Annotated in this window: 11 protein-coding genes; 7 read left to right on the forward strand and 4 right to left on the reverse strand. The window is 54.3% G+C overall.

Going from position 1 to position 13,105, the window contains the following annotated elements:
- Window positions 1-30: 30 nt before the first annotated feature.
- Both TH19_RS14760 and TH19_RS14765 read right to left on the reverse strand, forming a co-directional pair.
- Window positions 31-357: a putative quinol monooxygenase gene (locus TH19_RS14760; protein WP_181846432.1), complete on the reverse strand. Its 327-nt coding sequence runs from the start codon at window positions 355-357 to the stop codon at window positions 31-33.
- Window positions 354-944 carry an NADPH-dependent FMN reductase gene (locus TH19_RS14765; RefSeq protein ID WP_114103111.1) on the reverse strand — a complete coding sequence of 197 codons (591 nt, stop codon included), beginning with the start codon at window positions 942-944 and terminating at the stop codon, window positions 354-356. Before TH19_RS14765 ends, TH19_RS14760 begins: the two co-directional genes overlap by 4 nt.
- Window positions 945-1,058: 114 nt before the next feature.
- Here TH19_RS14765 and soxR point away from each other — a divergent pair, with 114 nt between their 5' ends.
- Window positions 1,059-1,520, forward strand: a complete 462-nt coding sequence (gene soxR / locus TH19_RS14770; RefSeq protein WP_114103112.1) for a redox-sensitive transcriptional activator SoxR — start codon at window positions 1,059-1,061, stop codon at window positions 1,518-1,520.
- Window positions 1,521-1,569: 49 nt separating this feature from the next.
- Here the strand turns inward: soxR and TH19_RS14775 are convergent, their stop codons facing one another.
- Window positions 1,570-2,316, reverse strand: a complete 747-nt coding sequence (locus TH19_RS14775) for a hypothetical protein (protein WP_114103113.1) — start codon at window positions 2,314-2,316, stop codon at window positions 1,570-1,572.
- A gap of 21 nt (window positions 2,317-2,337) precedes the next feature.
- Window positions 2,338-2,646, reverse strand: coding sequence for a hypothetical protein (locus TH19_RS14780; RefSeq protein ID WP_181846433.1), 309 nt, complete (start codon window positions 2,644-2,646; stop codon window positions 2,338-2,340).
- 175 nt (window positions 2,647-2,821) lie between these two features.
- Here TH19_RS14780 and TH19_RS14785 point away from each other — a divergent pair, with 175 nt between their 5' ends.
- The 6 genes from TH19_RS14785 to TH19_RS14810 all read left to right on the forward strand — a co-directional run.
- Window positions 2,822-5,674 carry a helicase-related protein gene (locus TH19_RS14785; RefSeq protein WP_114103114.1) on the forward strand — a complete coding sequence of 951 codons (2,853 nt, stop codon included), beginning with the start codon at window positions 2,822-2,824 and terminating at the stop codon, window positions 5,672-5,674.
- 96 nt (window positions 5,675-5,770) lie between these two features.
- Window positions 5,771-6,178, forward strand: coding sequence for an RNA-binding S4 domain-containing protein (locus TH19_RS14790; RefSeq protein ID WP_114103115.1), 408 nt, complete (start codon window positions 5,771-5,773; stop codon window positions 6,176-6,178).
- A 198-nt stretch (window positions 6,179-6,376) separates the two neighbouring features.
- Window positions 6,377-8,098 (forward strand): peptidase domain-containing ABC transporter, encoded by a 1,722-nt coding sequence (locus TH19_RS14795; protein ID WP_114103116.1) that lies wholly within the window; start codon window positions 6,377-6,379, stop codon window positions 8,096-8,098.
- Window positions 8,095-10,239: a peptidase domain-containing ABC transporter gene (locus TH19_RS14800; RefSeq protein ID WP_114103117.1), complete on the forward strand. Its 2,145-nt coding sequence runs from the start codon at window positions 8,095-8,097 to the stop codon at window positions 10,237-10,239. The genes TH19_RS14795 and TH19_RS14800 overlap by 4 nt, the downstream gene beginning before the upstream one ends.
- A complete protein-coding gene (locus tag TH19_RS14805) occupies window positions 10,236-11,591 on the forward strand; it encodes an HlyD family type I secretion periplasmic adaptor subunit (protein ID WP_114103118.1) in 1,356 nt (451 codons plus the stop codon). The genes TH19_RS14800 and TH19_RS14805 overlap by 4 nt, the downstream gene beginning before the upstream one ends.
- Before the next feature lie 147 nt (window positions 11,592-11,738).
- The coding region (locus TH19_RS14810; protein ID WP_147250775.1) for an Ig-like domain-containing protein at window positions 11,739-13,105 on the forward strand (1,367 nt) is incomplete at its 3' end.

A 13,105-nucleotide genomic window follows, 5' to 3' on the forward strand; every position in this document is an offset into this window, starting at 1 on the left:
CGGATCGTCATCGGGGGCGGGGTAGGGAGCTCAAACAATTCCGGACTGATACAACACGGTGAAGCGGTCCGGTTTGGCCGCTTCAAGAAGGGGGCGAACGCGCGCCATATGCGCGGCAAAGCGTTCGGAGCCGGTCCAGTTTTCAAGATCCTTGCGGGACCGGAAGCGCGACATGATGACAAAAGATTTGCCGTTCTCGGCGGCGTAAAACCGCCCGCCAGTCAGGCCTTCGATTTCAGGTGCGACGCTTTGCTGAAATTGTGTCTGGATTTCAACGAAGCGGTCTTTTTGCCCGGTTTTGGGCGTTACATGGCTTAGGGTGATGATTTCATCATCGGATGCAAAGGTTCCGGTCATGATGCGATGGCTTCCAGCAACTGATGTTTGCTTTGTGGATAGCGGGCTTCGCGCAGGGCACTTGCCCACCATTTCAAATCCGCAGTCATGCGGTGCAGTGCGCCGTTCGTGCCTTCAAGGTCGACCGGCTTGCCGGTGTCGTCAAAACGATCCCATGCGTTGGCAAAACTTACGACGTCGCGCATGCTGACGGCTTGTAGCTCGGCAAAGACCAGTCGCAATTGTTCAACTGCGCGCAGGCCACCCGACATGCCGCCATAGGATACAAAGGCAACCGGCTTGCGACGCCATTGCTGTTTTGCGGCATCAATCAACAGTTTGAGCTCGCCGGTAAAGCTGTGATTATATTCGGGGGTGACGACGATAAACGCATCGGCGTCGGACAGGGCCGTATGCAGTTCCTTTACGCCGGGATGTTCTGCTCCGACATTGTAAGCGGGCAAGTTCAGAGCTGCCGGATCAATCGTATCAAGTGAAATGTCCCGATCGGTTTTCAGGGTTTCAACGACCCAGCTGGTGACGGTGTCACAGAACCGGCCCTGGCGGGCGCTGCCATAGATGATGGCGACATTGAATGTCTCTTTCATGGATTTGACCCCTTGATAATTTCGCTTCAATGCGTAAGGTTCTAAAACCTTAACCAATGTTAAGGTCAAGGATGAATTTCATCGCCTTTGGATGGGTCGATCAGGGAGTGGGAAATGGCCGGATGCGGCGTCTTGCAGCGTTATCTGAGTGTCGGCGAAGTCGCCAGCCGCAGTGGAATTACCGTTTCGGCCGTTCATTTTTATGAACGCAAGGGACTGATCAGTTCGATCCGTACGGATGGCAATCAACGCCGATTCCATCGCGGAGTGTTGCGCAAACTTGCCATCATCAAGGTCGCACAGAAAACCGGCATTCCCCTGTCCGAGATCGGTGATGCGTTTGACAAGCTGCCGCCCAACACAATTCCGACCGCCGGGGATTGGGAAAAACTGTCATCGCGCTGGCGTGATGATCTTAATGAACGCATCGAGCAACTGACGCGGCTCCGTGATCAACTGGGGCAATGTATTGGTTGTGGATGTCTGTCGATTTCCGACTGTCCACTTCGTAACCCGGCCGATGAACTTTCCGGTGATGGACCCGGAGCGCGCTTGCTGGAGCTGGAACACGAATAGGAACCTGGCAAAAACACCCAATTGAGCAATTGAGGGTGCGCTGTACGCACTACGTCATGTCACGTTGTTCGCAATAGGTGGGACCTATATTGTCATCCAGAAATTTGTACCTCGGTATACGTCCGATGATGCGTTGCTGATTAATGGTTTTTACAAAGTTCTTGTGAGCAGGGAATAACCGTTCTGATTTTGCTTCATTACAGAGGGAGCAAAGGAAAACAAGGTTCGTGGCATCATATTTTGCAAGTTCAAGATAGTATAAGTAGTTGCCGTTTCCATAGGCATCGACAGCATCGTCATCTTCGTCCTGATACCGTATGTCTTTGATGTCGAGGGTAAGGGCGTTTTTGACGATATTGGAGTCCTTGGCAATGGCTTTTATCTCTGCATAGCCGCCGTTCCAGTTGTTGCAGTCGAGAACTGTAACTGAAGAATAGATCGGCAGGCGAAGCGATGTGAAATTCAGCATCCGCTTCTTTTTTGCTTGTTGATCGTAAATCTCGGTGTTGAGATTTGCATCAAATGCCAGATCAGAGAACTTTTTGAATCCGGCATAGGTCACATCCCCCAAAACGATGTTGAGTGCCTTCTGAGGGAAAATGTGATCGGCTTGGGCAAAGGCGGTTGGAACAACGCGTTTACATGTCGGGCAAGTGAATACGTTTTCATCTTTGAAGCCAAAATTTCGATCGTCTTCAATATCAATGCCAAAACGCCACTTGTTAAACCATGCAGCCGTTTCAGGCGCCGGGAGTACAGGTTGTATCTTTTCACTGCTTTTCGAAAAAATAATCACTTAGCGGCCTCCGGATGAGCATTATTGGAATGGGCGACGATAGAGACGCCAATGTTCCAAGGGTTTATCAAATGGACCCAAACCAATGTTTGGAAGGCCGGGTTTGTGCTGCTGTGATGGAGGCTTGAGGGTTCTTTGCCATTCAAACTCCCATTCAGGTGAGGGTTCCGGCAGTTCCGGCGGTATGTCGGGGTTCTCCGGGTCAATCTCCTCAACTGTTTTGGTCGGCTCCCAATCCCCGGGAGGCATGCGTGAAATGATCTTCGGTTCAGCCGAGGGCCAGGCTCCGACATAACCATCCCCGGATTGCGTATCGTCATTATCGGTCATTGGAATGCCTGCTATTGTGACAGCATCTTGTCTGTAATGACGGATGAGGATGATGTTTGTGAACTCGAGGCGTGCTTCGATATGGCAGAATGCTTGACATTCCGCCGGTTCGCGTGTTGAAAGGCCCACAGATTGCGATGGCCCGGATCATTGGGCTGTCGATTGGAAAAGTTTGATGCAGATTTCAACCCGAACCGGTCCCCGTATCCTTGCCATATTGGGGCCCACCAACACCGGCAAGACCCATCTGGCGATGGAACGGATGTTGGCACATACGACCGGAATGATCGGGTTCCCGTTGCGTTTGCTCGCACGTGAAAACTATGACCGTGCGGTTGCCAAGGTCGGCAAGGGGGCGGTGGCACTGATCACCGGCGAAGAACGTATTCTTCCGAAAACGGCGCGCTATTTCCTGTGTACGGTCGAAGCCATGCCTGTTGCCAAACAGGTTGATTTTCTGGCGATTGACGAAATCCAGATGTGTGCGGACCCGGAACGTGGTCATGTCTTTACTGACCGGCTGCTGCATGCGCGCGGACGGTCCGAAACCATGTTCATGGGGGCGGAAACCATCCGTCCGGTGATCTGCAAGCTGGTCGATAATGTTGAATTTGACCGGCGCGAACGGTTTTCGACCCTGACCTATAACGGATCAAAGAAAATCCAGCGTCTTCCGGCCCAGTCGGCGGTGGTGACGTTTTCCGCGCAGGAAGTCTATGCGGTGGCCGAACTGGTGCGCCGTCAAAAAGGCGGGGCTGCGGTGGTTCTTGGCGCGCTAAGCCCGCGCACCCGTAATGCCCAGGTCGAAATGTTCCAGAATGGCGAGGTCGAACATCTGATTGCGACCGATGCCATCGGCATGGGGCTTAACCTTGATCTTAACCATGTGGCCTTTGCCGCGATGACCAAGTTTGACGGCAAGTTCAATCGTGGTTTGACGGCGGCTGAAACCGCGCAGATCGCCGGTCGTGCCGGTCGTCACATGAATGACGGGACATTCGGGGTTACAGGCAACCTGTCGGGGATTGATCCCGATATCATCGAACAGATCGAAGCACACGAGTTCGAACCGCTTGCCAAAGTATTCTGGCGCAATGCGCGGCTGGACTTCCGGTCGGTGGATGCGTTGCAGAAATCCTTGCGTCGTCGATCTGATGATCCGACGCTTATGCTGGCGCGCGAGCCGGTTGATGAAATCATGCTTGACCATCTGTCACATAACGAAGATGTCGCACGGATCGCATCAGCCCCGGATCGGGTGCAGTTATTGTGGGAAATCTGCCAGATTCCCGACTTCAGAAATATCCATACCGATGCCCATCCAAGGCTGCTAACATCTATCTATCGCTATCTTGCGAAACCCGGAAGCAAACTGCCCGTCGACTGGTTAGGCGAACAAGTCTTGCGTCTGGATCGTTATGATGGTGATATCGACCAGTTGTCATCACGTTTGGCGGGTATTCGCGTCTGGACATATGTATCGCACAAGCATCATTGGCTAGATGATGCTAATCATTGGCAGGAACGTACGCGGGTCATTGAGGATAAGCTCTCAGATGTGCTACATGAACGCCTGACCCAAAGGTTCGTTGACAGACGGACCTCGGTTTTATTGAAAAGTCTCAAGGACAAGTCTGAACTCATGTCTACCATCACTGCGAATGGTGAAGTACAGGTCGAAGGTGAATTTGTCGGCCGTCTTGATGGATTCCGTTTCATCCCTGATGAAACCGATGCTGCTTTCGAAGGCAAGGCAATTGCCAGTGCCGCACGTCGTGCGTTGACCGGCGAAATCGCCCAGCGCGTCAAACAACTTGAAACCGACGAAGACGATAAATTCGCGGTGAACGGGCAGCTTGATGTCCTTTGGAACGGTGCGCAGGTTGGCGTGCTGAAAAAAGGTGACACGGTGTTGTCCCCTGAAGTTCAGGTGATCGACAGCGAGTTCTTTGACGGACCGACGCGTGAACGCGTTCGTACCCGCCTTCAGAATTTCGTCAACGCCCATATCGAAGCGCGCCTCAAGATGCTGACCCGCCTGCGCGATTGTCAGTTGTCCGGTCCGATTCGCGGTCTTCTGTTCCAGTTGAACGAAGGTCTGGGCTGTGTTCCGCGTTCGGAACTTGAAAGCCTGGTCAAAGACCTGTCTGACGAAGATCGCAAGGCACTTGCCAAACTTGGTGTGCGTCTTGGTGTTGAAACTGTCCACGTGCTTGATGCGCTGAAACCCGATCCGGTTGAGCTGCGCGGCATTCTGTGGGCGGTTGCCCGCGAACTTGATGCGCTTCCGGAATTGCCGCCGGCAGGCCGTACGTCGGTTCCGAATGATCGTGCAAATTCCAAGGGCTTCTACCTTGCGGCCGGTTACATGCCGGTTGGTCCGCTTGCCGCACGTGTGGATATGCTTGAACGTTTTGCAGCCCTTCTGCGTCAGAAGGCCCGTGAAAACGATGGCAAGGTGCGTCCTGATCCCGATCTGCTGTCGCTTCTTGGCTGCACGGTCGAGCAGGCCGAAGGCGTGTTTACCGCACTTGGCTGGCGTGCCGAGGTAACCAAGGTCAAGAAGTCCGAACTTCTTGCCAAGGAAGCCGAGAAAAAGGTTGAAGAACCCGCCAAGGGTGAGGCTGCTGATGCAGCAGTCGCGTCCGAGGAAGCATCGGTTGCCGAAAGCACCGATGCCGCAGCAGAAGCGCCGGCTGTCGAAGCCGAAGCTGTTGCCGCACAGGCCGAAGGCGAAGCAACCGAAACCGATGCCGATGGTGATGAACTGGTCGAAGTCAAATTCTTCGTCCGTGTTGATCGTCGCAAGCGCGGTGGTGCTGGTCGTGGCAAGCCGGGCGGTCCGCGTCAGGAAGCCCGTGGCAAAGGTGGCCCCAAAGGCAAGGGCGGTAACCGGCCGAACAATGGTGGCAAGGGTGGCCGTGGCGGCAAGCCGGGCGGTCGCGGCAATGCACCTGAAAAGAACAACCAGATCAACGAAGATTCGCCGTTTGCCAAGCTTAAGGAAATGCTTGCAGCCAAGGGCTGATTGTTTCGAATATCTGCAAATGAACGGCGATCCTTGCGGGTCGCCGTTCTGCGTTCCATCTGTATATAAATCAATTCATTACAGGATCGGACTCTGGTGAAGGAACAATCGGAAAAGCTCAGGATTGATAAATGGCTGTGGCATGCGCGGTTCTATAAGACCAGATCGCTTGCCAGCAAGGCCTGCCAGTCCGGGCATATTGTTCTGAATGGTCAGTCGGTTTCCAAGGCCAGTGTGACGGTTGTGGCCGGTGATCGGCTTCAGTTCTTTCTGGGGTCGCATCTGCGCGTTGTCGAAGTTGTCGCCCTGGGTGAGCGTCGCGGCCCGGCACCGGAAGCCCAGGCCCTTTATGTTGACCATTCACCGCCGAGGATTCCGAAAAAGGAAGTTGCATCCGATATCCGAACGGCACCGGTTGCCGAACGCGATGCCGGTGCCGGACGTCCGACCAAGGCCGAGCGCAGAGCACTTGACCGTTTGCGTGGCGACGGGGAACTGGGATAGGGTTTGTTAAGGTCCTTCTGATATTTCCTGATCAGCAAGACCAAAAGCCAGGATGGCAGAAAACAACAATCATCAGGTTGTAAATAGCGCACGAATTTCTTGCGCCGGGATTAATGATCCGTTATTGATCCTATCTGATGGTATAATACACCTCCTTTGGGATGGTGTTTTCTGTATAATCTGGAGCATCTCCGTTTAATGACACGTCGGCCGGGCTTGAATATCGGGACATTGTCGCATTTGCGCACAGGCCGCTTTGCCCTGTTGATTGCAGCACTTGTGATCAACCTGCTGTCGCTTGCGTTGCCTATTACCCTTCTTCAGGTCTATGACCGGGTATTGCCGCACAGCTCCATCCCGACCTTGACGCTTTTGATCCTTGGCGTTCTTTGCGCATTGTTGATCGAAGCGGTTTTGCGTCTTGGGCGCGCCTATGTGTCGTCGCTTTCTGCGGCCAAATTCGAACATGAAAGTTCGCAAAAGGCCGTTGGGCATTTGCTGTCGGCAAGTTTGATCGATTATGACAAAACCGCGCCGGGGCTGCATCTGCAGCGTCTTAACAGTCTGAACCTGCTTCGTGATTTCTATTCCGGGCAGGCAATCGGTGCGATTGTCGATCTGCCGTTTATCGTACTGTTCTTGGCGCTGATTGGGATTATTGGCGGTGTTCTGGTCGTGGTGCCGGTTGGCATCCTTGTCGCCTTTTTAGTCACGGCAATGGTCCTGGGCGGGCAGTTGCGCAAGGCACTGGACAAACGCAGCCAGTCCGATGAACGCCGTTACAATTTCATCATCGAAACCCTGACCGGTATCCACACCATCAAATCAATGGCGATGGAAAACCTGATGGTGCGGCGTCATGAGCAGCTTCAGGAACAATGTTCCGGCGATGACCAGATTGCCGCGCGTTCTGCCCATGCGGCGGTCAATGCCAGTGCAACCTTTTCGATGCTGACCATGATCCTGGTGGCGGCGGTTGGCAGTGTGCTGGTGATCCAGGGGAACCTGACCGTGGGTGGGCTTGCGGCCTGCACCATGTTGTCGGGCCGTTCGATCCAGCCATTGCAGCGCGCCATGAGCCTGTGGACACAGTTCCAGAACATCCGCGTGGCCCGTCAACGCGTGAATGAATTGTTTGAAATTCAGCCCGAGGACAAACCGGGCGCGGCAGATATGCCATTGCTGGATGGCAAGATCGAGTTGCGCGATCTTGGTTTTTCCCATGCCGATGGCAAAAAGATTTTTGATCGTCTTGATCTGGTGATTGAACCCGGTGAGTCCGTTGCGATCACCGGGGATAACGGTACGGGCAAAACCACGCTGCTTTGGTTGCTGATGGGGGCGTTGCGCCCTGATCACGGGCAAATCTTGCTTGATGGGAAAAATCCTCGGGATTACAGCGCAGAATCCACCCGTCGACAGATCGCCTATCTGCCGCAACATGGTGTGATGTTCAAGGGATCAATCCTTGAAAATATTACCGGTTTTCGCAAGGAAATCGGGATCGAACGGGTGGTCGAGATTTCCCGTCGTCTGGGGCTTGATGATATCGTCATGCGCATGCCCGAGGGTTATGACACCGAAGTGGGTGGGCAGGCGTCCGAAACGTTGCCGCGCGGGGTTAAGCAACGTATTGCTGTTGCACGTGCCCTGATCGACTATCCCCGGATTGTCCTGTTTGACGAAGCCAACAGCTCGCTTGATATGGCGGGGGACAACATCATGGCCAGTCTGATGCTGGAACTGAAAAAACACTGCACCCTTGTCATGGTATCGCATCGTCCGTCCCTGATTGCGCTGGCCAACAAGCAATACCGGATTGTCGATCATCATCTTGTCCCGGTGTTAAAGCGCAGCAATACGCGTGTTACCCGTGCCGCGTCCGCCTTCAGCGTACCTGTTGAAACGGGGGCGGAATGATGCAGCACCTTGAAAACATGAATTATGCACTTGGGTATCGGATGGGCTTGGCCAGCACCGAAGCCCAGTCGGATTTTGATGCATGTTTGTGGCCGCTGCTTCAGGCACTTGGCTGGCGTGGGCTTCCGCGTCAGGTGGCCGAGGCCTTGCCACATATGGATAAGGCCCTTGATCTGACCGATTTCCGGAACGTGATGGCGCATCTGAATTATCAGTCTCGCGAAATCGATACGACCTTTGATCAGATCGATGATCGCATGATGCCTTGTCTGTTTGTGCCCGATCACGGTACGGCTTTGATTGTGATCCGTCCGGAAGACAAAGGCATTCGTGTCTTTGATGGCGGGACCGACCGCGAAATGGTCCTGCGGTCATCGGGCATAACCGGCAAGCTTTATCAGTTTACAATGGCCGATCGCCGCGCCCGTTATTTCGAAGATGACAAGCGTGGCTGGTTTGGCGGTATTGCCGAACGTTTCTCGTCGCTTGGCTATCAGTTGTTGCTGATGACTTTGATGTTGAACGTCATGGCGCTTGCGACCCCGATCTTTGTGATGGGTATCTATGACCGGGTGATTGGAACGCGATCAATCCCGATGCTGATCCAGTTTTCAATCGGGATTGGCATTATTCTGATCCTGAGCTGGATTTTACGTGCCTTGCGCAGTCAGATCGTCAGTCACTTTGGCGCCCGCCTTGATACGCTGGTCAGCGGTGCGATCTTCGAGCGGTTATTATCCCTGCCGCCTGCCTTTACCGAGCGCGCGCCGGTTGGTGTGCAGATTTCGCGTATCCGCGATTTCGAAAGTGTCCGCGAATTCTTTACCGGGCCGATGGCGCTTGTGATGCTGGAAATGCCTTTTGTGCCGATCTTCCTGATGGTGATGTTCTATCTTGGCGGCTGGCTGGCAATCATTCCGGTGGCATTGATCGGGGTCTTTTTGCTGATCGGGCTTGTGACGTTTCCTGTGGTGACGCGTCGTGTCGCCGAACTGGGCCGTCATGGCGCAAACCGTCAGGAGTTTCTGGTTGAAACCGTCGGCAAGATGTCGGTTCTGAAATATACCGCGTCGGAAAAGCGCTGGTTGTCACGGTTCCGCGAAATTTCGGCCGATACGGCCCATGCCGGTTTCCGGGTGTCGATGATCAATAACGTGATCAATACATCGGCCCAGATCTTGATGATCAGCGCCGGGGCGCTGGTTTTGGCGTTCGGGGCGGATCGGGTGATGAATGCGCAAATGAGTGTTGGTGCACTTGTCGCATCCATGATGCTGGCCTGGCGTATTCTTGGTCCGATCAATCAGGCGTTTCTTGGTTTGCCGCGCCTTGCGCAGTTGCGCGGTAGTGTACGCCAGATCAACCGTTTGATGAATTTGCAGCCCGAAGGTGATCTTGTGCCGCGTTCGGTTGAACAGCGCCGATTTGAAGGGGCGATCAGCTTCTCGCGTGTCAGCTTCCGCTATACATCGGATTCTGATCCTGCACTGGTCGGGGTGAATTTTGATATCAAGCCGGGGCAGGTTGTTGCCGTGGTTGGGGCGAATGGGGCAGGGAAATCATCCCTGATCAAGCTGGTCGCCGGGATGTATCAACCCCAGGCGGGGGCAGTTCTGATTGATGGTGCTGATATCCGCCAGATGGATCCCCAAACCCTGCGCCAGGCAATTTCCTATGTGCCCCAGGATATTGAATTCTTCCGGGGTTCAATTGCGCAGAACCTGCGTCTGGCCAATCCGGTGGCATCGGCAGATGATCTTCGCATGGCCTGTATGTCGGCGGGTATCTTGCAGGAAGTCGAAGCCTTGCCGGACGGGTTTGATACCCGTGTCGGGGATCAGCATTCATCGCGTTTCTCGGCAAGTTTCCTGCAGCGGCTTGCACTTGCACGTGCCTTTGTTCGCGAAGCGCCGATTATTCTGTTTGACGAACCGACCAACGGCCTGGATCAGCGCGCGGATCGTGCGTTCCAGCATACCATCAACCGCCTGCGCGGTGGTTCGACCATCTTTTTGATTACCCATCGGCCCAGTCACCTTGATCTGGCCGACCGCATACTTGTGCTTGAGGCCGGCCAGTTGCGCGGCGATGCACCGCCCGCCCGGATCAAGCAACAGGTGATAGACGGAGGCTACCTATGAGCAATGCAGTAACGCAGAACACGGCGATTGAACGGTTCCGCCGGTCCCGGCGCATGGCGCGGTATCTTTCGCATGCGGTCTTGCTTGAAGAAGGCGGTATTTCGATCTTTGTCCGCTCGGCGATGGTGTTGCTTTCAGTTGGTTTTCTGGCGCTGGTAGCCTGGGCCGCCACCACCCAGATCAAGGAAACCGCAATTACCTTTGGTCAGGTGATGCCGACCAGTGCTGTGAACAAAATCCAGCATCTTGAAGGCGGGATCATCGAACAGATCATGGTGCGTGACGGGGATCTTGTCGAAAAGGGACAGGTTCTGATCCGTCTTAAGGCGGATGGCGCGCAGGCCGAACTTTCGCAAACCGAAACCAAGCTTGGCAATTTGCAGCTCGAAGCCGAACGTTATCGTGCGCTGGGCGAAGGACGTGCGCCGGATTTCGCAAGCCTGATTGCGCAATATCCTGAACTGGCCCGCAACCAGCAGGAAATCTATAACATTCAGACCGAACTTGATAACAACCAGTCGGAAATCCTTCAGGTTCAGATCAAGGAACGCAATGCCGAACTGGCACAGCTCAGTGAGCAGGAAGCAACCCTGCGCAAATCGGTTGATCTTCTAAGTCAGGAAGTCACCATGCGCCGCTCGCTCTATGAGCAGGGGCTCAATTCCAAGGTTCTGTTCCTGAACATCCAGCGCGAACTGAACGAGGCGCAGGGCAATCTTTCCGGTGTTGTCGCCGAACAGGCGCGCGCTCGTGAAACCATCGCCGAAGCCAATTTGCGGCTGAATGAACTTGAAAAAAGCCAGCGCGAAGAAGCAATTACCGAGCTTGGCCGGCTTGGCGGCGAAATTGCCCAGACTCGCGAAGCCTTGCGCAAATTGCGTGATCGTGTTGCCCGTCTGGAAATCGTTGCGCCGACGCGTGGCTATATCAAGGGCCTGCAATTCACAACAATCGGCGGGGTAATTGCCCCGGCGCAGATCGTGATGGAACTGGTGCCGGTTGATGATGTCCTGATCGCCGAAACGCGGATATCGACCGAGGATATCGGCCATGTCCATTTGGGACAGCCGGTGACTGTTAAAGTTAGCGCATTCGACTTTATACGATATGGGGGGATCACCGGCGAATTGGTATCGATTTCGGCCTCTACTTTTGTTGATGAAGATGGCCAACCGTATTATAAAGGCAAGGTTGCACTGGATGCCGATACAGTTGGCGAAGGCGCAGCAGCGCAAAAGATCATTCCGGGCATGACGGTTCAGGCCGACATTCAAACCGGGGAGCGGACATTGCTTCAGTATCTGCTGAAACCTGTTTATGTCTCGCTCGATCAGGCGTTTAAGGAAAGATAGGTTGAATTTTGGTCCCGCTGGAAATGATGTGATCATTTCTACTGCCTGGCCGCACAATTCTCTGGAACCAAACAGAGAATCTATACTATTGTATAGACGTGTGAGCCGGGATACGCCCGTCTCACCGATCACGGAGAACGGGTTTTAATGGCGGACGATCCTCGCGACATCGAAAATTCAGGCGGCAATGGCACCGGTGATGGCTTCAATCAGGAAGCTGTGCCCGATGAAATGATGCGCGTGGACGAACAGGACGGCGAAGGTAACGAGCTGGTTGAAACCCAGGGCGGCCAGAATGAAACCGGCACGCCGCCGGAACAGGAAATCGGTTCTGTTCATTACGGCAACCAGATCAACAATCCGCAGACCGAAGCTCAACAGGCCTTCCGCCGCCAGAATGCATCTGCCCAGCGTCAGGAACGGGTAGAAGCCGAAGAGGCCACCGAAAAACAAACTATTGCCCAGACTGAAAATAACGAGATCAGCAATAATCTTGATACCGGTGCGAATATCACCGACAGCAATATCGGCAGCAGTGGCGCAGATGATGTTTCGCTGCAATCGGATGCCAACACGGCGGATCTGCCTGAAATCCCGATATCGACCAGTGATACCAATGATCTGCGCGGCGATCGCGAAGACATTGGCGGGAATAATCGCAACGACCGTGCGCCCGACTTTGTCCCCGATCAGGACCAAACTTCCGATGCCGTTCAGGATGCTCTTGAACTGGGGGCAGTGGAAGAAGAAGCACCCACTGATGACGTCACCGATGATGTTGACGAAATTCCAGAAATTGAGGAAGTTGCCAAGGTTGCCGATGCTCCGGACCTACGTGTCGGCAATGTGACTGGTGCCGAAGACGGGGCGATTTCTCTGAATGTTTCGGCAGCACTCAATGACCTTGATGGAGGCAATGAAACTCTCTCGGTCGTGATTTCAGGTGTGCCCGAAGGGGCGGTTCTATCTGCCGGGATCAATAATGGCAACGGAACCTGGACCGTATCGCCCGGTCAGTTGGCGGGATTAACTGTTACCCCGCCGGAAAATTATAGCGGTTCGTTCAGCCTTTCGGTAACGGCGACCAGTCGCGAAGCCAATGGCAGTACCAGCACGACATCATCCAGCTTCACGGTCGAGGTGACCGGGGTGACCGATGGTGCAACCCTTGACGTTGCCGATGCTTCGGGGCGTGAGGACAGTGCAATTGCGCTTGATATCGATACCGAACTTCTTGATGGCAGCGAAAGCATCTCGGTTACTATCACTGGCGTGCCGGACGGTGCGACGCTTTCTGCTGGTACCGATAATGGCGACGGCACCTGGACCCTCAATCCGGAACAACTCGAAGGCCTGACGATTACCCCAGCCGCAGATTTCAGCGGCGAAATCGACCTCACGGTAATGGTATCGACCACCGACGGCGATGATACCGCCGTCGTGATGGAAGAAATTAAAGTCGATGTCGAGGGTGTGGCGGATGCGCCGACGCTTGATGTGACTGATGCTGCTGG

Origin of the sequence: Thalassospira profundimaris, assembly GCF_003326675.1 — a bacterium.
GTDB lineage: Bacteria > Pseudomonadota > Alphaproteobacteria > Rhodospirillales > Thalassospiraceae > Thalassospira > Thalassospira aquimaris.